The following is a 25,466-nucleotide window of genomic DNA, read 5'->3' as shown; positions in this document are numbered from 1 at the left end:
GCCCGCTCCCACAGGATTTGCTTAGGCCCCAAGACTCAATACCCTGGCACCTCGCGCAGAAACACTGACAGGTCGGTGATCGGCGGCATCGCCGGAATCTCGAAGTACATCTGGATCACCCAGCCCCGGTGATAACTGGCGTGGTTAACCACGTGCAACAGCATGGCACCGGCGCTCATGACCCCGTTTTCCCCCGACACGGAGGTGAATTCGATGGGTTCATCCAACGAGTCATCGGTCTGGGCCGAGCTCCATCCACAGAACCATTGATCGATCTCCTGTTGCGCCATTCTCAGCTCGGCAAGCTCGGTATGGAGCAGGTCATGGGAAGTTTTGAAGTCGTGCCCCCGGCCCTCCAGGTGGGCTTGCCAGATGCAGTCCACCACGTAGATGTGGTTCAAGGTACCGATCATATTGTTGAACACCGACAACCGTTTGCGGTTGAGCTCCTCAGGTGGCAGCGCCATGAGGCTGTCGAAGAGTCGCTGATCGGCCCAGCGCCTGTAATCGGTGAGCATGCGGGCAGTGCGTACGTTGATCATCAGAGGTCTCCCATGTCGATGGGCGCATTGCCAAGAATAGCCCCGTGGCGATCGGCATCGCAGCCGCCGATCACCGGAATCCTCGTTAACGGGCGATCATGACCACATCACCGTTACAAACGATCTGCGTAGCAGCTGCCGAAGGCTGCTACGGATCGCATGACGACCGAACTGACGGGTGAACGTGCCGCTGGTGCATACATGACTTCGCCAGGGAACTCCTGACCGCCACCAGGAATCCTAAAATATGTGGTAATTCTTTTACGCTTCACGCTTTCAGAGGACACCGTCATGCGCCGTCTGCTATTAGTCTCTTCACTCGTGCTCTGTTTGCCCTTTGGTTCGGCCATGGCCCGTGTGGATGCGGGCGATGTCGCCACCTCGGCCGGGGTTTCCGCATCGCTGTATTCGACGTTCAAGGATCACAAAATGGCCATTCCCGCCCGGGATGACGCCTCCAGTTTCGTCGCCAGTGGCGGTACGATCCGTGGCGTTTACCTGGAGTCGGTGTTGAAGGAAATTCGCCAAAATCATCCCGGCCTCAAGGCCAGCGACGAAGACCTGGCCAGAGCGATCCTCGTTCAGGAAGGCATTTCAGCAGGTAACTAACGTCTGCAAACGTAAGCGATAGGGGCTGGATAGCGTTTCCAGCCCTACTTTGCTTCAGCGCTGTTTTTCTCGACCCCGACGGACAGGCGTGCCCAGCCGGCAACCAACTGCGCGCTGATGCTGACGCCGCCGCACACCACAATCACCACATCATGGGCGTCGGCAATCGCCGGGTGGTCGAGGTACGCCACCGCCAATGAAACACCGCACGCCGGCTCGACCAACTGCCGCAGGTCGTTGGCGTAACGAACCACCCCCATGATCGCTTCATCATCGCTGAGCACCACGCATTCGTGCGTAAAATCAAGGATGTGCTGCACCGGCCAGGCGGCCACTTGCGCCGCGCCGAGTGATGTGGCGACGGTGTCGATACGCGGCAGTCTGACCGGGTGCCCGGCACTGACGGCGGCCGCGAAAGACGCCGCGCCCTGGGTTTCGCACGCAACGATTCGACAATCCATGCGCTGATGACGGATCAGTCCGGTGAGCAGACCCGCCAGCAATCCGCCGCCCCCCACCGACGTCACCAACACATCGACCTGAGGACAGTCCTCGAGGATTTCATCGATCATCGTGCTGTGTCCTTCCCACAACACCGGGTGATCGAAGGCCGGCACATATTCGGTGTCCGCACCCTGTGCGAGTTCTTTCGCCCGTTGATTGGCTTCGTCCCAGACCTTGCCGTGGACAATCACCTCGGCACCGGCTTTCCTGATCCTGGCGCGGGTAGTTTCCGGGGTAGTGTTCGGCACCACAATGCAGGCTTTCAGCCCAAGGCTGGCGGCGGCCACGGCGGTGGCCAAACCGGCGTTGCCACCGGAAGGACAGACGACTTTGCGCTTGCCCTGCTCCGCTGCCTGGCTGCACAGCAGGCCCATGCCGCGCAGTTTGAACGAGCCGCTGGGTTGCAGGTTTTCCAGCTTGAGCCAGATTCGCCGGGCCGGGGTCGACAGGCCTGGGTGCAGAATCAGAGGCGTTCTGATGTGAAGCATCGTGTGCTCCTTGTGGCAGCACCGGCTCGTTGAGATCTTTCAACAAGCCAGGGGGGGAACGGACAGGCTCATCCTTATCCAAGCTTAGTTCACGACTACCGTCCTCATAACGCGCGGCCCCCCGTAGAAGCTGCCGCAGGCTGCGATCTTTTGATTCTGCTTTTGATTTGCACCTACCAACACCGCCCGAAAGATCAAAAGATCGCAGCCTTCGGCAGCTCCTACACTGGTCATATGCCCTTTTTGCGAAGTCAGTCATGAAAATTTCGGCCAAACTCGCGTTTTTCACCCTCACCACCACCCTTGCCTACCTCGCTCTCGCGGTGTTCGGGCTGGGCGGGTTGGCGGTTTTTTTCTCCCACCCGCCGCTGGTGGTCATTGCGCTGGCAACCCTGGTGATGGCAATTTTATCCTTGTTCAGCGAGGGCAACCTGAGCTCCGGTGAACGTGAAGACCGGGCCAATCGCTGGGTGCTGCCGGTTTTCGGGGTGCTTGGGTTGTTGAGCGGGTATCTGCCGGCCTACACCGACCGGATCGACGTCTGGACCTTCGGTGGTGAGGGCGTACGTTGGCTGGGGGCGCTGCTGTTCATCGGCGGCGGCGCGCTGCGGATGTGGCCGGTGTTTGTGCTGGGCAAACGTTTCAGTGGACTGGTGGCGATTCAACCGGGGCACCGCCTAGTCACCGACGGGATTTATCGGAACGTGCGCAACCCTAGCTATCTGGGCCTGCTGATCAATGCCGTGGGTTGGGCGCTGGCTTTTCGTTCCGGTGTCGGGTTGCTATTGGTGGCGTTGACGTTGATCCCGCTGATCGCACGCATTCGCTCCGAAGAAGCCCTGTTACATGCGCAGTTCGGCAGTGAATACGAGGCTTACTGCGCCCGTAGCTGGCGATTGATTCCCGGGGTTTACTGACCGATCACCATCAACTGTGTGCGGGCTTGCTCGCTCCCACATTAGATTGTGTACAGGCTGATTTGGTTGTCGATATCCACTCGTGCCTCGACCACGTCATAACTGGCCAGGGTGGCATGCGGGGTCTGGAGCGGATGGACATGCGTCGCGGTGATAACCATGACGTTGGCACCCGCCGCTTCGCCTGCGCGAATACCGACGGCGGCATCTTCGAAGATCAGGCACTCGGCGGGCTCCACTTGCAGTCGACGGGCGGCCAACCGATAGCCCGCAGGGTCGGGTTTGCCGGCGCTGACGTCTTCGGCGGTGACCATCACATCCGGCTCGGGAATACCGGCCGCCGCCATTCGGCGCAGGGCCAGCGCTCGTGGCGCGGAGGTAACGATGGCCCATTGGTTGGCGGGCAGCGATTTGAGGAAACTCGCCGCGCCGGACACCTCGACAACCCCCTCCACATCGTCGATTTCCGCCTCGGTGATCCATGCGGCTTCAGCTTCAGTGTCCACCCCGGGCAAGGCCAGACGGTTGATAGTGTCGATCGCGCGAACGCCATGAATGGTCGGCAGAAAGGTCTCGACATCGACGCCGTGGCGCAGGGCCCAGATCGTCCAGATCCGCTCGGCGGCGGCGATCGAGTTGAGGACGGTGCCGTCCATATCGAACAAGAAGGCTCGGTATGACCTGTTGAGCAGGGATGTGTTCACAGACAAAGGGCGACTTCCTTTCGCAAGAACCAGGCAAGTATTGTCGGCCAATGTACACCACCCCTGCGGCAGTTCCTACAAGGTGCGGCTCGACTGCAAGGCGCTTTGCACACAATCGAGCAACTGCCCCACCGCCCAGGGTTTCTTGATGAACGAAACCGGGTGCTTGACCCCGGCACTTTTCGGAGTTTCGAAGCCGGACATGATCATGATCGGTTTGTCTGGCCAACGGTCGCCAAACTGATTGGCCAAGTCCGCGCCATTGAGTTTGCCCGGCATGGTGATGTCCGTCAGCAGCAGTCCCACCTGCGGAGCGTGTTGCTCCAGAAACTGCGACGCAGCATCCGCGCTGACCTGCGGTTCAACCGCAAAGCCCTCTTCCTGAAGAATTTCGCAAAGAAACTCCAGGATCAACGGGTCGTCCTCAACCACAAGAATCAAATCGTCAGACAAGTGTTTGCCCGCCGTCGATACTGGACTCATGACTGTGCCACTCCCTGATTACGTAAATGATTTCGCAGGCCCAAACCCGCCCCCTACAGGTATGAGCAGTGGACTGCGCGGAAATTCATTTTTGATACACCTGACTTGGACATTCTGCGTCCAGGCCGACAAACACGACCGTTTGTCAGCGCATAATTGTGGTTAAAATGCCGCCCCTTCTACTTTGCCGACCTTGCCCGATGAACCCAGACGCCCTCTCCGTCCTTCACGACCATTTGCTGACCGCGCTTGCGGACGCCCCCGCAGAAACCCGTCGGCTGTTCCACGGCCGTGGCCGCTGCTGGCCGGGACTGGAACAGTTGACCGTCGATTGGCTGCAGGGCGTGGTCCTGGTATGCGTGTTCAAGGAACCGCAAGCGGCGCAACTGGATGATTTGAAGCAGCGGCTGATGGCGATCACGCAATCGCCTGCGTGGAAGACATCCGGCGCGCATACCTTGCTGCTGCAACATCGCTACCTGCTGGAAAGCACCAGCGAATGGCTGCTCGGGGAGCCAATCGACGAGATGACGATCACCGAGGGCGGCTTGCATTATCGGGTGGACCTGGGCCGCAAACAGAACACCGGCCTGTTTCTCGACATGCGCTACGGCCGTGATTGGGTGCGGGCCAATGCGCATGGCAAGCGGGTGTTGAACCTGTTCGCCTATACCTGCGGCTTCTCGGTGGCGGCCATCGAGGGAGGGGCGTCGCAGGTGGTCAATCTGGACATGTCCAGCCCGGCCCTGAGCCGTGGTCGCGACAATCACCGGCTCAACGGGCACGACCTGAGCAAAGTGAGTTTTCTCGGCCACGACCTGTTCAAGTCCTGGGGCAAGGTGATCGGCAAGGGCCCGTACGACCTGGTGATCATCGACCCGCCGTCCTTTCAGAAAGGCAGCTTTCTGTTGACCAAGGATTACCAGCGCGTACTGCGCCGTCTGCCGGAATTGCTCAGCCCGCAAGGCACGGTACTGGCCTGCATGAACGACCCGGCCTTTGGTGCGGACTTTCTCATCGACGGCGTTACCCGCGAAGCGCCGAGCCTGCGGTTTGAGCAGCGGTTGGACAATCCGCCGGAGTTTCCCGATGCCGATGTTGAGTGCGGGTTGAAGGCGTTGGTGTTCAGGCAGGGTTAATTGAAGATCAAAGGATCGCAGCCCTCGGCAGCTCACAGAATTTGTGCCCGCCCCGATATTTCACGGGTGTACGCGATTCCAATGCAGGAGCTGCCGAAGGCTGCGATCTTTTGACGTTGAGTCATGGCCGGGGGGATTAGACTAATGGTACTTGAGCGCGAACCCGTGGCTTCCTACGATGATGATACGCAGCGGTTGGAGGTTAAAGCCGTTGCGTAGGTGGTGGGTGAACTGAACCCCAATAAGCTCACCACTTGTTTCATGCGCATCTTGAGCCTCTGGGCTCTACTTCCTCCCCATCAAAGAGCCTCGAGGCTCTTTTTTGCCTGCAAGAATTGCAGCCCCCATAAAGCTCGGCATCCGACCATAATGCTGCTCACTTAAGCGCCCCCACATAGGATTGCGCTTAACTGACCGGCATTACCTCAGCCCTTCAACGCTCCTTGACTAACTGCGCAAGCAGGTTCGTTTCAGGCTTCTTTGCAAAGACCTTCTGCGGCAGCAGCCACCAGGCCAGTGCCGGCAGCAAGATCAAGGCGCCGAGCATGTTCACCAGGAACATGAAGGCCAGCAGGATGCCCATGTCGGCCTGGAACTTGATCGGTGAGAAGGCCCAGGTCGATACCGCGACCGCCAGTGTCATGCCGGTCAGCAAGACCACTTTGCCGGTGAATAACAGTGCCTGGTAATACGCCTGAGCCAGGGTGTCACCGGCACGCATTCGAGCCAGGATCACACTCAAGACATAGAGTGCGTAGTCGATACCAATGCCCACGCCCAGTGCGATGACCGGCAGTGTCGCCACTTTCACCCCCATGCCCAGACCCACCATCAGCGCCTCGCAAAGAATCGAGGTGAGCATCAGTGGCAGCATCGCGCACAGGGTTGCGCGCCAACTGCGGAAGGTCACCAGGCATAACAGGCTGACCGCGCCGTAGACCCAGAACAGCATTTCGCGCATGGATTTTTTCACCACGATATTGGTCGCGGCTTCGATCCCGGCGCTGCCGGCGGCCAGCATGAACTTGACCTCTGGCACCTGATGCTCGCTGATGAATTTCTCGCTGGCCTCCACCACCCGATTCAGGGTATCGGCCTTGTGATCGGCCAGGTAAACGTACAGCGACAGCATCGAACAGCCCTGATTGAACAGCTCCCGCGGGGCCCTGGTCTGCACTGCGCCCAGCGCACCGTCATTGGGGATCAGCTCATACCATTTGAAGTTGCCTTCGTTGTAACCGGCCGTGGCGATCTTGCTCAGCGCCGCCATCGAGGTGGTCGACTCCACGCCTGGCAGTTGCTCCAGTCGCCAGGCCAACGCGTCCACCGCGGACAGGCTGGCGTAGCGCGTGCACTGATCTTCCGGCGTCTTGATCATGACCACGAAAATATCCGAGCTGGCCGCATAGTTGCGGGTCATGAACAGTGCGTCCTGGTTGTAGCGCGAGTCGGCGCGCAACTCCGGGGCGCCGGGATCGAGATCGCCGATTTTCAGGTGCAGACTCACGGCAAAACCGAACGCAGCCAGCAGCAGGCCGCCCAGCATGGCGCCAATGGCCCAGCGCCGTTGGGTGAACAAATCGAGCACACGCCACAACGGATGCTTGATCTGCGCCTGCAACTCGGCGGTTTCCGAACTCAGGCTGCGTTGCGCCGCTGCCGGGCTGACCCCGATGTAGCTGAGCAGGATGGGCAGCAGAATCAGGTTGGTGAAGATCAGTACCGCCACGCCGAGGCTCGCGGTAATCGCCAGATCCTGAATCACCCGGATGTTGATCAGCAGCAACACCGCGAAACCCACCGCATCGCAGAGCAAAGCGGTCATGCCGGCGGCGAACAGGCGGCGAAAGGTATAACGCGCGGCCACCACCCGGTGGGTGCCGCGACCGACGTCCTGCATGATGCCGTTCATCTTTTGCGCGCCATGGCTCATGCCGATGGCGAACACCAGAAACGGCACCAGCGCCGAGTATGGGTCCAGTTCATACCCCAGCATCGCGAGCAGGCCCATCTGCCAGAGCACCGCCACCAGCGAACAGGTCACCACCACCAGAGTGCTGCGCACGCAGCGGGTGTAGCCGTAAAGCACCACCACAGTCACCAGCACCGCCATCACGAAGAACAACAAGACCTGGGTCAGCCCCTCGATCAGGTCGCCGACGATCTTGGTGAAACCGGTGATGTGGATTCGCAGGTCATCGGTCTGGTATTTGTCCCGCAGGGCTTCCAGCTGCCGGGAAAACTCGCCGTAGTCCAGGGCTTTGCCGGTCTGCGGACTGATTTCAAGCAATGGCACGAAGATCACGCTGGACTTGAAGTTACCGGCCACCAGTTGACCCACTTCACCGGAACGGGCGACGTTGGTTCGCACCTGTTCGATACTGGCCGCCGAACCATCGTAGTCGTCGGGGATCACGGTGCCCCCATCGAGCCCCTCCTCGGTCACGGCGGTCCAGCGCGTGGTCGGGGTCCATAACGATTTCATGTAAGGCCGGTCGACACCCGGCAGCAGATAGAGCTCGTCGTTGAGCCGGGCCAGGGTGTCGAGGTAGTCCTTGGTGAAGAGGCTGCCCTGTTTGACCTCCACGGCGATTCGCAACGCGTTGCCCAGGCCGCTCAGCTCGCTGCGATTCTCCAGGAAGTTGGCGACATAGGGGTGGCCGGTCGGGATGGTCTTCTCATAGCTGGCATTGATGCCGATGCGCGTGGCTTGCCAGCCGAGCACCAGGGTCACCAGCAGACACAGCAGGATCACCAGCGGCCGATGATTGAAGATCATCCGCTCAGCGAAGTTGCCCGACGCCTGGTCGAAGTCTTCCAGGCGGCCGATCACGGTTTGGGTTTTGTCGTCTTTCAAGTCTGACTCCTGTTGCACGGGCCATGGCCCGCTAGCGCTACACCGTGAAGTTTCAAGGTTTGCCGGAGGCCCGCGGGTCCTGGTCAGCCGCCGCGCCACTCAAACCGACGCTGGCCAGGCTGCCGTCGGCCGCCTGTTGCAGGGCGGCGACCGTCCCGCCGCTACGGCTCTGACGTTTGTCGAAGCTGCGACCCTGGTCATGGCTGAACAACAATTCACCGCTCTGGCTGGCCAACAGCAGGCTGCCATCGCGCAGTTCGATGGCGCTCGCCAACGTTGATTCGATGCCGGTGTCGAGCCGTCGCCAACTGCCACCACGGTCATCGGACCACCAGGCGTTACCGCGCAAACCATAGGCAATCAAGGCTCCGCCGCGAGTGCCGAGCACACCGAAAAAGCTGCCTTCATAAGGTGACTTCAGGGCCTGGAACGAATGCCCGGCATCGGAGGATCGCAACAGCAAACCGCGCTCCCCCACCAGCAGCAGGTCGTTACCCGAAGCGCGGATCCCATACAGGTTCAGGCCCTGCGGATTGTTCACATGCAGCATCCACGGCCGCCAGCTTTGCCCGCCGTCGTCGGTGCGATAGATCTGGTTGTAGGCGCCAACGATGTAGCCATGCAGGCGGTCACTGAAGTACAGGTCGAGAAACGGTTTATCCGGCCCGTCGTCGAGCATCTGCCGTGCCTGCGCAAGGTTGCTGGCACCGCCCGGTTGATCGGCATCGCGCTCCGCGGCCTGCACCGCCAGCGCGGCGGCACGCTCACCGTCGAGTTGCTTGTGCCAGGTTTCGCCACCGTCCTCGGTGTGCAACACCACGCCCAGATGACCGACCGCCCAGCCCTGCTCGGCATCGACGAATTGCACCGCGGTCAGGCTGACGCTGACCGGCACACGGGCCTGGCGCCAAGTCATTCCAGAGTCATCCGAGAGCAGCACGATGCCGCGCTCGCCGACCGCCACCAGGCGCTCTCCAGCCCGGGCCAACCCAAGCAATACCGCACGCGCGGCCTTGGCGGTCGGCAGTGCCGGCTGCTGCAGTACCGCGAACGGCACGGCCTGCGCAGCGATGGAGGTACTCGCCAACAGACACAACGCCAGCGCGCAGGCACTCCATCGCAGACCAAAACTCGCAAAGATTTTTTCAACGTTCATGTCTTTATCCTGCCTGGAAAATCGCTAGCGACCGCGACGAGCTTTTCGCTCGTCACGGCGCTCCATGGTTCAACGCATGTTTTCGTTGGCCATGGCGTCCGGTGTGTAATAGGAAGCTGAAGGTTTTGCGATCGTCTGGTACTGGACCGCCAGATCGTTGCTCGAAGAGTTAAGGAAGTAGGCGCCGGTATCGAGGTTGTAGCTGCCCCACATGACTTGCGCAGTGAGCGCCGGCAGGTCTGGCGCCAGCAGCGTCAGCGAATACATCTGCCGTCCCAGTTTGCCCTGGGCGTCATACCCGTCGACCATCAGGATCTGCCAGGAGTCCTCGTCGACGTAGTAGGTTCGATGCGGCACCACATGGCGCTTGCCGGATTTGAGCGTGGCCTCGACCACCCAGACCCGATGCTTCTCCCAGCGCACCAGATCAGGATTGAGAAAGTTCGGTTTGACCAAGTCGTCGCTCTTGGCAAGGCCAGCGCGATTATTGTTGTAGGGGACGATCAGTTCTTTCTTGCCCGCAAGCTTGAGATCGTAGCGGTCGGTAGGCCCGAACAGCATGAACGCTTCGTCAAACAGACCGACGCCAGAGGTGACGAAGTCCGGGGTGTCGTAGGCGATGTTCGGCGCTCGGCGTACCCGGCGCTGACCGACCAGATACTGCCAGGCCGCACGGTTGGCCGGGTCCATGTCCCAATGGGTCATCAAGCCTTCGCCGGCCTTGGATGACGGCAGTTCGGTCAGCAGCTTGCCAACCTGGTACTTGCCGGCAAAATTTTCCAGGCTGCCGCTTTCCGAGTAGTAGGGAAACTGATAGCTGAACAGGGCTCGGGTCGCCTGGACCTTCTTGCCACCGGCGGTCATCAGCCAGGTATCGAACGGCGAGCTGATGGTCTCGCCGCCCTGCCAGGACAACCGGTAGTTCCACAGCACTTGCGCGCCGTTCTCCGGGATCGGGAACGGAATGCCGCCATAGGCGCTGGCGACTTTTTCGGTTTCCACATCCAGCGTGGCACGGGTGGCATTCTTGCTGGTGTTGTCATACACCCATTGCGGGGCTGCCGCCGAGCGATGGGTCGGGTATATGTCCAGGCGATAGTCCGGGTATTTCTTCAGCAGCAGCTTGGTGCCTTCGGCCAGCACGCTGGCGTACTGCTCCATGTTCGAGGCCTTGATCGAATACAGCGGCTTCTCGCCGGCGAATGGATCAGGACGTTTGTCACCCGGTTTGTAGCCCGGCGCGGCCTTGGTGTAGCCGCCATCCCAGGCCGGGATGCTGCCATCGGCGTTGCCGGAGCGCTCGCCGCCAAGAGGCGTCAGTTCAGACTTCAAACGTGCAGCCTGCTCAGGCGATACCGCTGCCTGCGCCAGGCTGATGCCAGCCAGGGCCAGGGTGAGGACGCAAGTGTTCAGGAAAGCATTGTTCTGCATGGCGAATCCACCTTATTAGAATGAGGTTTTCACGTAGAGCGAGACGAAGTCGCGGTCGGCCAGCGACTGCCCGTAACTGAAATTGCCGTCCTCGCGCAGCCCGGCTTTCGGTGCGCCGAAGAAGTTCACGTAGTTGAGGCCGACATCCCAGCGCTGCAGGTAGGTGGCCTTGAGCCCGACACTCCAGTCGCCGGAATGGGTATTGCCGAAGCCTGACTTGTTGACCGCCGAAGAACGCCCGTCGAGCACCACGCCCATGCCGATCGGCACGGTCAGGTCGATCCCGTCGACAATCTGGAAGTACGCAGGCTCCACCAATACCCGGAGCGCCGTGGCATCGCGGGTGGTGTTGGCATCCAGCGCGGCGGCGTTCTCGGTGACGCTCAGGGTGCGGTTCCACGCCAGTTCGGCCAGTGCCGAGCCGCCGTCCCAGAAAGCCGTCGGCGATAGCAGGTAAATCGCCGACAGGTTGGCGTGAGCGGTTTTGCCCCGGGCAAACAGTGAGTCATCGCCGCCATCGGCCTCCATGCCTGGGGTCACCACTTGCAGGTTGCTCACCAGCGGCGCATTCCAGCGCACGGAGGTTTCACCGGCAAAGTTGAACGGCCCATAAGCGGTGGAGAAGCTGACGCCGGCGGTCTTGATATCTTCGGCGTAGACCTGACGATAGGAACTCAGGATCGGCAACCCGGTGGCCGCCGCGGCTGCACCGTCGAGGTAGGCATACAGGCCAATCGGGGTTTTGTCGTGATACTGCGCGGCATAGAAACCCAGCTCCAGCTCGGTCCCGGTGGGTTTGAAGCGAATCTGCATACCGCCCTGCCCCGAATTTCGCGGTTTCAAATCACCGCCATTCACCGTGTCGTTGCCGAACACTTCGCGCAGCGAACCGGTGCCGTAGCCGATAGCATCGACATCGCTCAGGTAGCTGCCGGCACCGGGCAGATTGGAGCGCTCCCACTCGAACTGGTAGTAGGCACCCACCGACAACTGCGGGTTGATCTGCAACTGCCCGGAGATCTGATTGACCGGACGCAGGATCTCCTTGAACTGGGTGCCCGGCACGCTGAGCAACTTGACCACATCGGTCGGGCCTTGGGCATTGGCGATGCCGTTGCCACCGTAGAACAGGCTTTCACCGTAGATCAGGCTGTGCCGCCCCAGACGCACCACGCCCTGGGAGTCTTCGCCCAGGTCACCGCGCAGGAACACGAAGGCGTCGAGAATTTCAGCGTCGCGACCGTGGAGCTTGCGGGTTTCACTGAGGAAATGGGTTTGCTCGCTGCTGTCGGTGTCCTGGTTATAGATATCGTCGTACCAGGCCGCGCCGCTCACGCGCAGCCCATAGTTTTTCCGGCTGAGGTCCATTTCGGAGAACAGATCCAGACGGTTGGAGACCAGGCCGCTGCTGAAGTTTTTATCGCCCTGACTCTGGATAGAGGGGTACAGGCCGTTGGCGGTCGGCGCGTTGACCAATCGGCTGTCCTGACCTTGCAGACGCCAGGCCTGGCTGTACTTGATGGTGTTGTCCCAACGCAGTTTCCAGTCGGAATCCCCGAGCTCCATTTGCATGGCCTCGACCCTTTCGACCATCACGCCTGCGCTGCATAACGCCAGAAACAGGGCGCAATGCTTGAAACGAAAGCAACGTTTAACGTTGTTCATGGACGCTCCTCATTATTTTTATTTTTTGGCATGGCTTTGCACGTGTGGCGAGGGAGCTTGCCCCGCTGGGGCGCGCAGCGGCCCTGAATTCAGGCAACGAGTTCTCTCAAGAGACTCGTGTGCCGGTTTTACGACTGCTTCGCAGCCGAACGGGGGCAAGCCCCCTCACCACAGCGTTTCAGATGTAGGTGGAGGCCAGTCCGCCATCGACTGCCAGGTTGACGCCGTTGATCCAGCGCGACTCGTCGGCACACAGGAAAGCGATCACCGCCGCCACCTCATCGGCATAACCGGGGCGTTTCATGCGATGGGCATCGGCCTGGGTCCGTGCTTCACCGAGCATGCTCACGAAGTCGCCGAGGATGGGTGTGAACACCGGGCCCGGCGCCACGCTGTTCATGCGCACTGAATGTTCGAGAAACCAGGGCTGGGCCTGCAGGTAATTCCAGACGATCAAGGCTTCCTTGAAATACTGGTAGCAGGTCTCGTCCGGTACCGGGTGCTCGGCCAGCCAGGCTTGCGCGGCGGCGAACTCTTCGATGCGCGCCAACGCCTTGTGCTGTTCCAGGCGTAACGGCCACTCGGCGCCGAGGATCGAGGCGATATTGACGATGCTGCCGCCAGCGTTGATGCGCGGCAGCAATGCGCGGCTCAGGTGACGCAGCCCCAGGTAGTTGACCTTCGCCAGCAGTTGCGGGTTTGCGGTGCCCGGCACCCCGGCGATATTGCACAGGCTGTCGATCCGTGCCGGTAACTGCGGCAATAGCCGGTCGATGTTCTCGGCACTGCTTAAATCACCTTGCACAAAACCGTCCAGGGTCATGTGCGGGGCCTTCAGATCCACGCCAATCACGTGGGCGCCGTGGGCGCGCAGCAGGTTTGCAGTGGCGGCGCCGATACCCGAGGAGACTCCGGTCACCAGCACCATCTTGTTGTCGAGTTTCATGTTGAGTCCTCTTATTATTTTTGTGCACTCGGTGGGCCGACCCATCTCGTCGGCCCCGGTAAAAAAGCTGGCCCGTCAGAACGGGTAGCGCGGCGCGGTGTCCTTGACCGTCACCCATTGCCATTGGGTGTATTCGTCCCAGTCGGCCGGGCCGCCAACGCTGCCGGCATTTCCCGAGCTGCCGCGTCCGCCGAATGGATTGATGCACTCGTCGGCCACCGTCTGATCGTTGATGTGCAGCAGACCACAATTGAGTTGCTCGCCAATCGCCATCGCGCGCCCGACCGAAGGCGAAATGATCCCCGCGGACAAGCCATATTCGGTGTGGCTGGCCAATTCGATGGCTTCCTCGTCGCTGGCAAAACTCACCACCGTGGCGACCGGGCCGAAGATCTCCTCGTCGAATGCGCGCATGCCCGGGCGCACGCCGGAAAGTACCGTCGGTTGGTAAAAGAGCCGTTCAAACTCGCCGCCGGCTTCCAGAGTTGCCCCGGCCTTCACACTCTCGGTGACGATTTCATGCACGCGTTGCAACTGCCGCTTGTTGATCAAAGGCCCCAGTACCGCCTCGCCACGAGCGGCATTGCCGACCGTGATCGCCCGTGCCTTCTCTGCCAGCCGGCGAATCAGCTCTTGCGCGATTGACTCATGGGCCAGGATGCGTCCGGTGGCCATGCAGATCTGGCCCTGGTGCAGCCAGGCACCCCACGCGGCGTTGCTGGCTGCCAGCTCGAGATCGGCATCCTCGAGCACGATCAGCGAGTTCTTGCCGCCCAGCTCCAGGGCGACTTTTTTCAGATGACGCCCGGCCACCTCCGCGACCTTGCGCCCGGCCGCCGTCGAACCGGTGAACGCGATCATCCGGACATGCGGGTCGCGGCACAGGGCCTCACCGGCCACTGCGGCGCCCGGTAAAACCTGCAACAGCCCCTTGGGCAGACCGGCCGCCTCGAACAACCGGGCAATAATGAAACCGCCACTGACCGGGGTCTGCGGATCGGGCTTGAGCACCACGGCGTTGCCGGCCGCCAGCGCCGGTGCCACTGAACGCAGGGACAGCACCAGAGGAAAGTTGAAGGGCGAGATCACCCCGACCACGCCATGGGGCAGCCGGCGCGCATAAGACAAACGTCCCGCCTCGCTGGGAAGGACCAGGCCATGGGGCTGCGACAGCAGGCCGGCAGCCTGATGCAGCAAGACGATCGCCTCACGGACTTCATGTTCACCCTTGAACAGGCTGCCGCCACTTTCCCGAGCGATGTACAGCGCCAGCTCGGCAAAGTGTTGCTGGGCCAGTGCTGCGGCTTTGCGAAAGATCCCGGCGCGTTCCCGTGGCCCCAAGGCCGCCCAGGCCGGTTGAGCACGGGCAGCGTTCAGGCTGGCAAACGCGATGTCCGCCGCATCGGCCAAACCTGTGACGGTCAGCACCTCACCGGTGGCCGGTTCGATGACGCTGTTGCTGCCGCCCAAAGGACGTATCCAGTCGCCATTGAAGATGCGCTCGCACCACAGCTCGTCCCGCAGAAAATCAGATGGTTCACTTACCGACATTTCGGTCTCCCGGCTCTTGTGTTTGTAATTGCCTGACGCGGCCTTACTAAACGATGTAGGTCGTCTGCGTCGTGAAAGCTGTAGAGCAAGGGCTGTGCCGACTTTCTGCATTGCGCCGCGCTTTAGGTGGCGAAGGCTCTGGCCTGCTGGCTTGGGAGGAGCACTGACAAATAGGACAAGGTGTTCGGCGCAGGGGTGGCATCCCGCCACTTGTCCAAATGATAAAGTTATGTTTAATAACTGTTTTGCTAACTGATCATTTCGATCAGTCGACTCGCTCAGGGGCATAACAATGAATAATCCCCATTCGCTGCTTCCTCATCTCACGGTGCAGGATGAGCATTTCTCGCCCCGAGGAGACAGCACGCAACTGGCCGAGGGCAACTCACCGACCCTGGCCGAGTTAGCCGAGTGCCTGTTCTTTTCCCCCGTCGACGGACGTATCTGGCTCAACGACCAGCGCATGCTGCTGTTGCACAGTTCATCCTTCGGCGCGCTGCGGCGGGAGATCATCGACCGCCAGGGGCTGGAGCAAACCCGCGGTCTGTTTACCCGCACCGGCTATCTGTCCGGCGCACGGGATGCGCGATTGATCCGCGAGCGCTGGCCAGACGCCGACGCCGCGGCCATTTTCTCGGCCGGCACGCGTCTGCATACACTCGAAGGCATGACCAAGGTCGAACCCCTGCACTTCAAATTCGACGCCGACTCAGGCTTCTACGAAGGTGAATTCCTCTGGCACCACTCCTGTGAGGCCGATGAACATATCGCCGCGTACGGGATCGGTCAGGACCCGGTGTGCTGGACCGAACTGGGCTATGCCATCGGTTATGTCAGCGGGCTGTTCGGCCGTCTGGTGATCTTCCGTGAAACCGAATGCCGGGGCATGGGCCATGAGTGCTGCCGGGTGATCGGCAAGACCGCCGAGCAATGGGGCGATGTCGAACAGGACCTGAGTTATCTCACCGCCTCGCCCTCCGGCGTCGCCCCCAGACAACGTCCAGCCCCGGCGCCCGCCCCCCAGGACGACGACAGCGAACTATCCGGCGGGCAAAAACCCATTGGCGCCAGCGCAGCCTTCAACGCCGCGACCCTCGCCTTGCAGCGCGTTGCGCCGACGCCTGCCACGGTGCTGTTCAGCGGCGAGTCCGGGGTCGGCAAGGAGTTGTTCGCCCGTCAGTTGCACCAGTTCAGCCCCCGCCATCAAGCGCCTTTCGTGGCCCTCAACTGCGCCGCGATCCCGGACAATTTGATCGAGGCGGAACTGTTCGGTGTCGAACGCGGCGCCTATACCGGCGCGAGCCATTCGCGCCCCGGACGCTTCGAGCGCGCCCATGGCGGCACCCTGTTCCTCGACGAAATCGCCAGCCTGAGCCTGCCGGGCCAGGGCAAGTTGCTGCGTGCATTGCAAGAGCGCGAGATCGAGCGCATCGGCGGCAGTCAGCCGATCAAGGTTGACGTCCGGGTGGTGGCGGCCACCAATGTCGACCTGCGCAAGGCCGTGGCGGCGGGAGACTTTCGCGAGGACCTGTTCTACCGGCTGAACGTCTACCCCATCACCCTGCCGCCACTGCGCGAACGTCGCGACGACATCCCGTTGCTGGTCAACGCGTTCCTGCGGCGCTTCTGTCAGGCCTATGCCCGCAAGCCCGCCGGGCTGACCATGCGCGCGCTCAAGGTGTTGTTGCGCTATGACTTCCCGGGCAACGTACGGGAACTGCAAAACCTGGTGGAGCGCGGCCTGATCGCCAGCGAAGACGGTCAAGCCATCGATCTGGTCCACCTGTTTCGCAACGAACCCATGCCGCAGGAGGCGTACTCTCTGGACGGTAATGGCAGCCTCGCAGCAATCGACCAAAGTCCCGCCGGCACACAGCCGCATCCAGCCTTGCTGGAAACCCTGGCTCGCCTGGAACACGGCTTCTCCATTGAAGGGCTTGAGTCGCGCCTGATCGACGAAGCGCTGCAAAAGAGTGAAGGCAATCTCGCCGCCGCCGCGCGACTGCTAGGGCTGAGCCGCGCGCAGTTTGCTTACCGACTGAAGAAGTACCGACAAGCCTCGGCCTGATTCAGGCTGGTCAGTGCACGGTGAACAGTGCGAAAATGATTAACGATGTTAACTATGAAGCTCAAGGATTCTCACCTCATGCCCAGAAAGCCTGGCGCCACCACCCAAGCGCTTGCCGCTCCTGACGAGAACGTTCCACTGGACGCTTCTCTGGATTCGCTGATTGGCTATGCCCTGCGCCGCGCGCAATTGAAAATGTTCCAGCAGTTGATCGAAGACTTTCGCCCGTTCGACCTGCGCCCGGCACAGTTCTCTGCATTGGTGATCATCGAGAGTGAGCCAGGGCTGATGCAAACCGATCTGGCCCGCGCACTGACCATTGAGCCGCCACAAGTGGTTACGTTGCTGAACAAGCTCGAAAGCCGTGGCCTGGCGGTGCGGGTTCGTTGCAAACCTGACAAGCGCTCGTACGGCATCTTTTTGAGCAAAGCCGGGGAAGTACTCCTCAAACAACTCAAGGAGATCGCAGCCCAGAGTGACATCACCGCCACCTCAAGCCTGAGTCCGGTCGAACGCCAGCAGTTGCTGGCGTTGCTGCACAAGGTTTATCACAACGAAAACGCTGAGTGAGGATCCCATGGTGGGAGCGAGCAAGCCCGCTCCCACAGGCTCAGCTGATACGGCTACAAACCGTTACCGTCGTAGATGAGGCTGTCGTCTTCACCGCGATACAGCGCATCGACCTTCGCCGCACGCCATTGCAGGACTGCTCGCTGGTTGAGCGAACCTTTGTCGGTGATCTCGCCGAGATCGATCGAAGGTGGCTCCACCAGTAGAGCGATCCATTGCAGCCGCGTGGCGTTACCCGTGGCTTCGTCGTTCAAGCGGTGCAACCAATGGGAGAACCAGTTGCGCACCGGCGCTGCCGCCAGCACCTGGGCATCCGATGCATCGCGGGCCAGTCCGGCCAGTGTCCGGCAATCCGCCAACCGGGGGAAAACCAGTAATCCCAGGCACTCTCGATCAGGCGCGGCGACCACCACATCCTGTACATACAGCCCACCCGCCAGTACCGCACGATTGCGTAACGGGCCGACGCTGACAAACACACCCGACGATAACTTGAAGTCCTCGGCGATGCGGCCGTCGAACATCAGCCCCAGTTGCGGGTTGTTTACATCGACCAGTTTGAGCGCATCACCCGAACGGAAATAGCCTTGTGCATCGAACGCCTCGGCGTTCTGTTCAGGGTTGCGCCAGTACCCGGCCATGACATGCGGGCCACGGAAACAGCCCTCGAGTTTGCCATCCACCGGGACCAGTTTGACCTCGCAGCCTGGTGCCGGCAGCCCGATGTAACCGGCCATCGACAACGGTCCGGTAGTGAAGGTGCAAGAAGGCGCGGCTTCAGTCATGCCCAGCCCGGCCATCATGCGCACGCGTTCGCCACAATGGGCCTCGGCAACCCGATCGAGCCGATCCCAGATACTTTGCGACAACCCGGCGGCGGCAAAAAAGAATAAGGTGATCCGGGAAAAAAAGCGCTCGCGCAACTCACCGTCGTTCTCCAGCGCGCGCGTCAGTTCCTCCCAGCCCTTGGGCACCGTGAGATAAGCCGTCGGTGAAATCTCCTTGAGATTGCGCAAGGTTTCGGCGAACCCTTGAGCCGTCGGTTTGCCGTCGTCCAGATAGAAACTGCCACCGTTGTACAAGACGATGCCGACGTTGTGGCTACCACCGAAGGTGTGGTTCCAGGGCAGCCAGTCAACCAGTACCGGCGGCTCTTCGCCGAACACCGGAAAGGTCTGCAGGAGCATCTGCTGATTGGCACAGAGCATCCGCTGGGTCGTCGGCACCGCCTTGGGCAGCTTGGTCGAACCGGAGGTGAACAGGAACTTGGCGATGCTGTCAGGCCCGGTCGCCCTGAACGCCACATCGGCCTCGGCGCCCCCCGGTTCACTGAGCAGGCTGTCGAAAGAGACGCACGGGCGACCGGCCAATCGGCCTTGGGTGAAGATCAGGGGAACGCTATCCGCTAGCAGGGTTTCAATGGCCCGCTGGAACGGTTGCGCGTCGGCCGCGAACACCAGCCCCGGCTGCAGCAGGTCGACAATATGCCGAAGCTTGGCCAGGTCCTTCGACAGCAGGGAATAGGCCGGCGACACCGGGCAATAGGGAATGCCCGCGTACATCGCACCGAAGGCCAACTGAATGTGCTCCAGGTCATTGCCTGAAAGAATCACCAGCGGCCGCTCGGCGGACAACCCGTAGCCGAGCAGGCTCTGGGCAATGGCTCGGGTGCTCTGAAGCATCTGCGCATAGCTGATGTGCCGCCACTCTCCCCCTTGCTGACGCGCGGCGATAAAGGTTTTTTCCGGGCAGATACTGGCCCAGTGCACCAGACGATCCAGCAAGCGTTGAGGCAGCGGACTCAATGGCTCCAACGCTTGCATATGCAGGATGCCGCTCTCATCCTCGCGCACCTGAATCGGTGCACGGCCGATGGATACGCGGCGGTAAATCGGCTGGGCAGCGGTGGACAAAACCGACTGCGATTGGGGCTCGACACTCACTTCGCCTTCCTCCATCAAGGGTCGCGCTGCGATTCATGCCGGCTCGCAAGAGCGGGACATCTGCAGCGCATTGCGGCGCCAGGCCGCTACCTTGTGCTTGTTATGACCTTGTTGAACAGCTTGTTTTTGTGATTATTCGAACAGCTTGGTCAACCCCGGGATGCGCCCGGGGAAGGCGATCAGCGCTTGTAGCTCTGCAAGCCGGGCTTGATGCTTTTGTCATCGAGGAACTGTTTCATGCCCTGCTCGCGTCCGCCTTCGGTATCGAGCAGACGTGACTGATCAAGCTTGGCATACAGGTAATCCTCGTTCTGCTCCCAGGTCAGCTCGCGGCAACGCTTGAAGCCAATCTTCGCGGCGCGCAGCACCACCGGATTTTTCTCCAGAAGGTTCCGAGCCAGTTCCAGGGTGACTTCACGCAACTGCGCCAGCGGCACACTCTCGTTGACCAGCCCCATCTCGGCAGCCTTCTGCCCGGTGAAGGTCTTGCCGGTCATGATGTAGTACAGCGACTGACGGTGGCCTACGGTGTCGGCCATGGCCTTGCTGACCAGGTTGCCCGGTGGAATGCCCCAGTTGATTTCCGACAGGCCGAAGGTGGCCTCGTCGGCGCAAATCGCCAGATCGCACGCCACCAACGGGCTGAAACCACCGCCGAAACACCAGCCATTGACCATGGCGATGGTCGGCTTGCTGTACATGCGCAGCAGCCTCCATTGCCATTGCGACGCCTCGCGACGGATCTTCTCCTGGAGAATCTCCGGCCCGGCATCGACCTCACGGAAATACTCCTTGAGGTCCATCCCCGCCGTCCAGGCCTCGCCGGCACCGGTCAACACCAGCACTTTGGCATCCGCGTCCTGCTCAAGCACCTCGAGCACCTCGACCATTTCCCGATTCAGGGTCGGGCTCATGGCATTGCGTTTTTCCGGTCGGTTCAGGATGACCCAGGCGATGCCCTCTTCGACGTCGACCTTAACGGTCTGCCAACGGCCTTCGTAATTGCTCATTTCACACACCCTCTGTTGTTGTTCGCTGTGGATGAAGCGAAATTATCTTGCTAATTTAGTTATGTCAATTAACTATTATCACAGCTAACTTGTTTAACCCACAAAGCGCGCCCCGGAGACCACATGCCCCCTAACAACAACATCGACGGCCTCATCGAACAACTCAGCAAACTGCCCCCCCTCAGCTCGCTGACGACCGATCAACAACGTCAACAGGCCGAACAGCTCTTCGGTGCCGCCTCCTGTGCCGAGGGCGTGACCTTCGAGTCCGCCAGCCTGGCCAGCGTCAGCGGGCTCTGGGCCATTCCCACCGATACCCGGCCTGACTTCGTGTTGCTGTACCTGCATGGCGGAGGCTACTCATTCGGCAGTGCCCGGGCCTATCGCCCGCTCATCAGCCAATTGGCGGCCCGCAGCCGGATTCGTACCCTTTGCATCGATTACCGCCTGGCTCCGGAACACCCTTTTCCGGCCGCCATACAGGACGCTCTGGGGGTCTACCGCGCACTACTCGAAAAAGGTGTGAGCGCCGAGCACCTGGTACTGGCCGGCGACAGTGCCGGCGGCGGTCTGTGCATGGCCCTGATGCTGGCCGCCAAGGCCGCTGGTTTGCCGCTGCCGGCGGCTGCGGTACTGATGTCGCCTTGGGTGGACATGGCTCAGACCGGTGAGTCCTGGAACTTGCAGAAGGATCGAGATCCATTGCTCGGCCCGCTTGCTGGCAAGACCCTGATGTCCGACACCTATCTGCAGGGCGCCGAGCCACTGAATCCGCTGGCCTCCCCTCTATACGGCGACCTGCAAAGCCTGCCGCCAGTGCTGATCCAGGTCGGCAGTCGGGAATGCCTGCTGGACGACTCAACCCGGCTCGCCAGCCGCCTGGCCACCGCCGAAGTGGCGGTACACCTGGACGTCTGGCCGGGGATGATTCATGTCTTCCAGAGCATGGGCGATCAACTCGAAGAAGCCCGCCGCGCACTGGACCAGATCAGCGCCTTTCTTCTTCGGCACCTGGGTCGTTGACATCGGCCCGGGCTTTAGGTTGACGAACATAGTTACCATATATAACTATTGAGCCAATAAAAACAAATACCCCAAGGAGACCTTCATCATGTTCCCGAGAAATGCCTGGTACGTTGCCTGCACGCCCGATGAAATCCAGGAAAAGCCCCTGGGCCGGCAGATCTGTGGTGAGAAAATCGTTTTCTACCGTGGCCCGGAGGGTCGTGTGGCGGCCCTTGAAGACTTCTGCCCACACCGTGGCGCTCCGCTGTCTCTGGGTTTTGTCGAGGACGGCAAGCTGATCTGCGGCTATCACGGCCTGACCATGGGCTGTGACGGAAAAACACTGGAAATGCCGGGGCAGCGTGTCCGTGGTTTCCCCGCCATCCGCGCCTTTGCCGTTGAAGAGCGCTACGGCTTCATTTGGGTCTGGACCGGTGACCAGGCCCTTGCCGACCCCACCTCGATTCACCCTCTGGAATGGGCCGACCACCCGGATTGGGCCTACGGCGGCGGGCTCTTTCACATCAACTGCGACTATCGCTTGATGATCGACAACCTCATGGACCTGACCCACGAGACCTACGTCCATGCCAGCAGCATCGGTCAAAAGGAAATCGACGAAGCCGCGCCCAAGACCACTGTCGACGGCGACCTGGTGGTCACCAGTCGCCACATGGAAAACATCGGCGCACCACCGTTCTGGCGCATGGCCCTGCGTGGCAACGGCTTGGCCGACGACGTTCCGGTAGACCGCTGGCAGATCTGCCGCTTCACCCCTCCCAGCCACGTGATGATCGAAGTCGGTGTAGCGCACGCCGGTAAAGGTGGCTACAACGCCGACCCCGCCCACAAGGCCGCCAGCATTGTGGTTGACTTCATCACTCCCGAAACCGACACCTCGATCTGGTACTTCTGGGGGATGGCGCGCAACTTCAACCCACAGGACCAAGCGCTCACCGAGAGCATCCGCGAAGGCCAGGGCAAGATCTTCTCCGAAGACCTGGAAATGCTCGAACGCCAGCAACAGAACTTGCTCGCGCATCCCGAGCGCAGCCTGCTCAAGCTCAATATCGATGCCGGTGGCGTGCAGGCGCGGCGCGTCCTTGACAGGTACATCGCCCAGGAAACAGCCGCCGGACCGACCGCCCCCTCGACGCTGATCGCCAGCGCCTGAGTCAGCCCCCTAACGGATCTTTCAACAGGTGCCGCCATGCTCGAAGTAAAAGTAGTCGCCAGACACACCGAAGCGTTGGATATCTGCAGCTTTGAACTGGCACTGGCCGATGGAGGCGCCCTGCCCGCCTTCGAGGCCGGCGCGCATATCGATGTGCATTTGCCGAATGGACTGACCCGCCAGTACTCCTTGTGCAACCCTCCCCACGAGCAGCATCGCTACCAGATCGCGGTGCTCAAGGATGCTGACTCCAGGGGTGGCTCGCGCCATATCCACGAGCAGTTCAGGGTCGGCGACGTATTGCAGATCAGTGAACCGCGCAACCTCTTTGCACTGCGCCACAATGCTCGCCGCACGCTGCTGTTCGCCGGTGGCATCGGGGTCACGCCGATCCTCTGCATGGCCGAAAAACTCGCCAGCATCGGTGCCGATTTTACGCTGCATTACTGCACTCGCTCAGCGGAGCGTACCGCCTTCGGTGAGCGCCTCGCGAAGGCAGCGTTTGCCGGGCAAGTGCAGATTCATTACGACAGCGGCACCGATGCGCAGAAGCTGCAAGCTGCCGAAGTGCTGGCAAACCCCGAGCCGGATACCCACCTGTACGTCTGCGGGCCGGGGGGATTCATGGAGTACATTCTGGCCAGCGCCCGCACCCAAGGCTGGCCCGAGGAGCGGTTGCACCGTGAATACTTCAGCGCCGCACCGATGGATCATTCGGCGGATGGCGCCTTTGAAGTGAAAATCAGCAGTACCGGCGAGGTGCTGTCGATTCCCGCCGACACCCGGGTGATCGATGTGCTGCTGGGCAAAGGCTTTGACATTCCCATGTCGTGCGAACAAGGCATCTGCGGCACTTGCCTGACTCGCGTCCTGGCCGGCGAACCGGAGCATCGCGACCTGTTCCTGACCGAGGAGGAACAGGCCCTCAATGATCAATTCACACCTTGCTGCTCACGCTCCAGAAGCGCAATGCTGGTGCTTGATCTCTGAGCCTGCAACGCTCTGGTTCTGTGTGCCAGAGCCCGCACCTCGTCCGCCACAACGGCGAAACCTCGGCCACTTTCGCCGGCACGGGCGGCCTCGATGGCAGCATTGAGTGCCAATGGATTGGTTTGATCGGCAATGTTACGGATCACATCCAGCACCCGGCCGACTTCCCGGCTTTTATCGGCCAGCCCCAGGACCAATACCGAGGTCTGGCCCAATTCATCGGCCATATTCTGAATCGCGCCGACTGTTGCAAGCACCTGCTCCCGCCCTTGGCGGGAAGAGCGATTGGCGATGACCGATGAATCTGAAGTCGACGCGGCATTGCGTGCCACATCATCGACGACCGTACTCATCTGGTTGACCGCCGTGGCGGCCTGGATCACTTCATCACTCTGCTTGTGCATGTGCTGCGTATTCTTCTCGGTAGCCGCCTGCATCTGTTCTGCGGAGATGGCGACTTTGTCTGCCGTGTCCGAGATGAGCCTGATCGTGCCACTCAGGCTCGATTGCATGCCGACCAGTGCATTGAGCAACCCTGCCAGCTCATCGCATCCCTTGATATTGACCACCCCGGACAAATTACCGGAAGCAATATCCTGGGCCAGCGTTGAAGCCTGGCGCAGTGGCTGCGTGATGCTACGCGTCAGCAGCCATGCCATCACCGCACTGAGCAGAATCACGCCGAGTGCCAGCGCCCACTTCAGCGCGTCGAAGCTTGTCGCGACATCGCGTGCTTGCGCCGCCGCCTTCTGGTTCATTCGTTCTTCGAGGTTGATCATTTGGTTGACCACTCGCAACCACTCCACAAACGCCGGCCGGGCTTCGGCCAGCAAGACCTCTACCGCTTGGGGTGCTTGCTCGCTCATGCGCAGCAGGGCGAACAGGTACTCACCGATACCTGTGCCAACTACCCGCGCATGTATCGCCGGATCAATGGCGCACTGGTGAAGTCTGCGACCTTGAGCTGCCCGGATATTGCCCGTCTGGGGCTGTATGGCGATGACCCGTACCATATCGAGGAAAGCCAACAAGACGACTTCCATCTTTACGGGGCCAGTAACCAGGCGTTTGCGGGCCTGGACTCGTCGCAATGGCGTTCAGTGGTCGGCTTTGTGTTGCAGATGGCGCTGTCGTCGCAACTGTCCACCGGCCAGGTATTGCTGCGCCTGCACTGGATCGCCGCTCGGCTGACAACGTTACCCTATGCCGGTTGGGCCGAAGAGCTACCCAATCTGGCGGCAGAATATGAACCGTCAATAGCCTGCAGCGAGCCGATCCTGAAGCGTTTCATTGCCGCCGAAATGACTCGCACGGGTTTTCCGTTCATTTCCAGTACCAGTGCCGTGGTCGATTACGGCGTGAGCCTGACCGAGTGGGCGACCACACTGGCCATCCAGACCTTGACCTTGCGCTACCTGCTGCTTGCCCATTGTGATGCGCACGCACAGCAGGCGCCGGACCCGCAAAAAACCGTGGATCTGGTGTATCGATTTTGCCGGGCAGCCAACCATAACGCGGTCACGGCAAGCGAGAGGACTTTGCGCAACGCGATCGGTGAGAGGGGGCCTGCGTATCTGTGCGCACTGATTGCGCAAATAGAGGTTTGACCAACGAGTAACAGGCGACCCTGCCATAGGGTCGCGGCTCCCGCCTGACACATTCACCTGCGGGAGGATGTGCCCCCGCCAAAAGTCTGCGTAGAATGCCGTGTCCG

21 protein-coding genes and 1 pseudogene are annotated in these 25,466 nt (G+C 61.0%); 9 read left to right on the top strand and 13 right to left on the bottom strand.

Annotated features, from left to right (window positions below):
- Positions 1 to 35 precede the first annotated feature (35 nt).
- The gene (locus LOY38_RS13265; protein WP_258700409.1) at positions 36 to 542 is read right to left on the bottom strand and encodes a DinB family protein; all 507 of its coding nucleotides are present in this window, start codon (positions 540 to 542) and stop codon (positions 36 to 38) included.
- 291 nt (positions 543 to 833) lie between these two features.
- Here LOY38_RS13265 and LOY38_RS13260 point away from each other — a divergent pair, with 291 nt between their 5' ends.
- A complete protein-coding gene (locus LOY38_RS13260) occupies positions 834 to 1,151 on the top strand; it encodes a DUF2388 domain-containing protein (RefSeq protein WP_258700408.1) in 318 nt (105 codons plus the stop codon).
- A gap of 44 nt (positions 1,152 to 1,195) precedes the next feature.
- On the opposite strand, the gene LOY38_RS13255 is transcribed toward LOY38_RS13260, so the two are convergent.
- Entirely contained in the window at positions 1,196 to 2,143 is a 948-nt protein-coding gene (locus tag LOY38_RS13255) for a pyridoxal-phosphate dependent enzyme (protein WP_258700407.1), read from the bottom strand.
- A 257-nt stretch (positions 2,144 to 2,400) separates the two neighbouring features.
- On the opposite strand from LOY38_RS13255, the gene LOY38_RS13250 reads away from it, so the two are divergent.
- The gene (locus LOY38_RS13250; protein ID WP_258700406.1) at positions 2,401 to 3,060 is read left to right on the top strand and encodes an isoprenylcysteine carboxylmethyltransferase family protein; all 660 of its coding nucleotides are present in this window, start codon (positions 2,401 to 2,403) and stop codon (positions 3,058 to 3,060) included.
- Between the two features lie 41 nt (positions 3,061 to 3,101).
- Here LOY38_RS13250 and LOY38_RS13245 read toward each other — a convergent pair whose 3' ends face one another.
- Both LOY38_RS13245 and LOY38_RS13240 read right to left on the bottom strand, forming a co-directional pair.
- A complete protein-coding gene (locus tag LOY38_RS13245) occupies positions 3,102 to 3,770 on the bottom strand; it encodes an HAD-IA family hydrolase (protein ID WP_258700405.1) in 669 nt (222 codons plus the stop codon).
- Between the two features lie 69 nt (positions 3,771 to 3,839).
- Positions 3,840 to 4,247: a response regulator gene (locus LOY38_RS13240; RefSeq protein ID WP_258700404.1), complete on the bottom strand. Its 408-nt coding sequence runs from the start codon at positions 4,245 to 4,247 to the stop codon at positions 3,840 to 3,842.
- Between the two features lie 200 nt (positions 4,248 to 4,447).
- On the opposite strand from LOY38_RS13240, the gene LOY38_RS13235 reads away from it, so the two are divergent.
- Positions 4,448 to 5,386, top strand: a complete 939-nt coding sequence (locus LOY38_RS13235; protein WP_258700403.1) for a class I SAM-dependent methyltransferase — start codon at positions 4,448 to 4,450, stop codon at positions 5,384 to 5,386.
- A 433-nt stretch (positions 5,387 to 5,819) separates the two neighbouring features.
- Here LOY38_RS13235 and LOY38_RS13230 read toward each other — a convergent pair whose 3' ends face one another.
- The 6 genes from LOY38_RS13230 to LOY38_RS13205 form a co-directional block, all read right to left on the bottom strand.
- Positions 5,820 to 8,243, bottom strand: a complete 2,424-nt coding sequence (locus tag LOY38_RS13230; RefSeq protein WP_258700402.1) for an RND family transporter — start codon at positions 8,241 to 8,243, stop codon at positions 5,820 to 5,822.
- Between the two features lie 52 nt (positions 8,244 to 8,295).
- On the bottom strand, positions 8,296 to 9,399 hold the full coding sequence (locus LOY38_RS13225; RefSeq protein ID WP_258700401.1) for a YCF48-related protein: 1,104 nt from the start codon (positions 9,397 to 9,399) through the stop codon (positions 8,296 to 8,298).
- A 69-nt stretch (positions 9,400 to 9,468) separates the two neighbouring features.
- A complete protein-coding gene (locus tag LOY38_RS13220) occupies positions 9,469 to 10,830 on the bottom strand; it encodes a DUF1329 domain-containing protein (RefSeq protein ID WP_258700400.1) in 1,362 nt (453 codons plus the stop codon).
- A gap of 15 nt (positions 10,831 to 10,845) precedes the next feature.
- Positions 10,846 to 12,495 carry a DUF1302 domain-containing protein gene (locus LOY38_RS13215; protein WP_258700399.1) on the bottom strand — a complete coding sequence of 550 codons (1,650 nt, stop codon included), beginning with the start codon at positions 12,493 to 12,495 and terminating at the stop codon, positions 10,846 to 10,848.
- A gap of 178 nt (positions 12,496 to 12,673) precedes the next feature.
- On the bottom strand, positions 12,674 to 13,441 hold the full coding sequence (locus LOY38_RS13210) for a coniferyl-alcohol dehydrogenase (RefSeq protein WP_258700398.1): 768 nt from the start codon (positions 13,439 to 13,441) through the stop codon (positions 12,674 to 12,676).
- A 75-nt stretch (positions 13,442 to 13,516) separates the two neighbouring features.
- The gene (locus LOY38_RS13205; protein WP_258700397.1) at positions 13,517 to 14,992 is read right to left on the bottom strand and encodes a benzaldehyde dehydrogenase; all 1,476 of its coding nucleotides are present in this window, start codon (positions 14,990 to 14,992) and stop codon (positions 13,517 to 13,519) included.
- Positions 14,993 to 15,284: 292 nt separating this feature from the next.
- Between LOY38_RS13205 and LOY38_RS13200 the strand changes: the two genes are divergently transcribed.
- Both LOY38_RS13200 and LOY38_RS13195 read left to right on the top strand, forming a co-directional pair.
- Positions 15,285 to 17,060: a sigma-54-dependent Fis family transcriptional regulator gene (locus LOY38_RS13200; protein ID WP_258700396.1), complete on the top strand. Its 1,776-nt coding sequence runs from the start codon at positions 15,285 to 15,287 to the stop codon at positions 17,058 to 17,060.
- Between the two features lie 78 nt (positions 17,061 to 17,138).
- Positions 17,139 to 17,630 (top strand): MarR family winged helix-turn-helix transcriptional regulator, encoded by a 492-nt coding sequence (locus tag LOY38_RS13195; protein WP_258700395.1) that lies wholly within the window; start codon positions 17,139 to 17,141, stop codon positions 17,628 to 17,630.
- A 53-nt stretch (positions 17,631 to 17,683) separates the two neighbouring features.
- On the opposite strand, the gene LOY38_RS13190 is transcribed toward LOY38_RS13195, so the two are convergent.
- The gene (locus LOY38_RS13190; RefSeq protein WP_258700394.1) at positions 17,684 to 19,588 is read right to left on the bottom strand and encodes a feruloyl-CoA synthase; all 1,905 of its coding nucleotides are present in this window, start codon (positions 19,586 to 19,588) and stop codon (positions 17,684 to 17,686) included.
- A 164-nt stretch (positions 19,589 to 19,752) separates the two neighbouring features.
- Positions 19,753 to 20,583, bottom strand: coding sequence for a p-hydroxycinnamoyl CoA hydratase/lyase (locus tag LOY38_RS13185; protein ID WP_258700393.1), 831 nt, complete (start codon positions 20,581 to 20,583; stop codon positions 19,753 to 19,755).
- A gap of 123 nt (positions 20,584 to 20,706) precedes the next feature.
- Here LOY38_RS13185 and LOY38_RS13180 point away from each other — a divergent pair, with 123 nt between their 5' ends.
- From LOY38_RS13180 to LOY38_RS13170, 3 genes are all read left to right on the top strand, one after another.
- Positions 20,707 to 21,606, top strand: a complete 900-nt coding sequence (locus tag LOY38_RS13180; RefSeq protein ID WP_258700392.1) for an alpha/beta hydrolase — start codon at positions 20,707 to 20,709, stop codon at positions 21,604 to 21,606.
- Positions 21,607 to 21,694: 88 nt separating this feature from the next.
- Positions 21,695 to 22,762 (top strand): aromatic ring-hydroxylating dioxygenase subunit alpha, encoded by a 1,068-nt coding sequence (locus LOY38_RS13175; RefSeq protein ID WP_258700391.1) that lies wholly within the window; start codon positions 21,695 to 21,697, stop codon positions 22,760 to 22,762.
- A 36-nt stretch (positions 22,763 to 22,798) separates the two neighbouring features.
- Positions 22,799 to 23,752 carry a PDR/VanB family oxidoreductase gene (locus tag LOY38_RS13170; RefSeq protein WP_258700390.1) on the top strand — a complete coding sequence of 318 codons (954 nt, stop codon included), beginning with the start codon at positions 22,799 to 22,801 and terminating at the stop codon, positions 23,750 to 23,752.
- Between the two features lie 14 nt (positions 23,753 to 23,766).
- Here LOY38_RS13170 and LOY38_RS13165 read toward each other — a convergent pair.
- Positions 23,767 to 24,624, bottom strand: a pseudogene (locus LOY38_RS13165) (methyl-accepting chemotaxis protein); the annotation flags it as partial.
- Between LOY38_RS13165 and LOY38_RS13160 the strand changes: the two are divergent.
- The gene (locus LOY38_RS13160; protein WP_258700389.1) at positions 24,532 to 25,359 is read left to right on the top strand and encodes a hypothetical protein; all 828 of its coding nucleotides are present in this window, start codon (positions 24,532 to 24,534) and stop codon (positions 25,357 to 25,359) included. The pseudogene LOY38_RS13165 and the gene LOY38_RS13160 sit on opposite strands and share 93 nt — an antisense overlap.
- The last annotated feature ends 107 nt before the right edge of the window (positions 25,360 to 25,466 follow it).

It is taken from the genome of Pseudomonas sp. B21-015, assembly GCF_024749285.1.
In the GTDB taxonomy this organism is placed as follows: domain Bacteria; phylum Pseudomonadota; class Gammaproteobacteria; order Pseudomonadales; family Pseudomonadaceae; genus Aquipseudomonas.
This window is presented reverse-complemented; position numbering and strand designations above follow the sequence as displayed.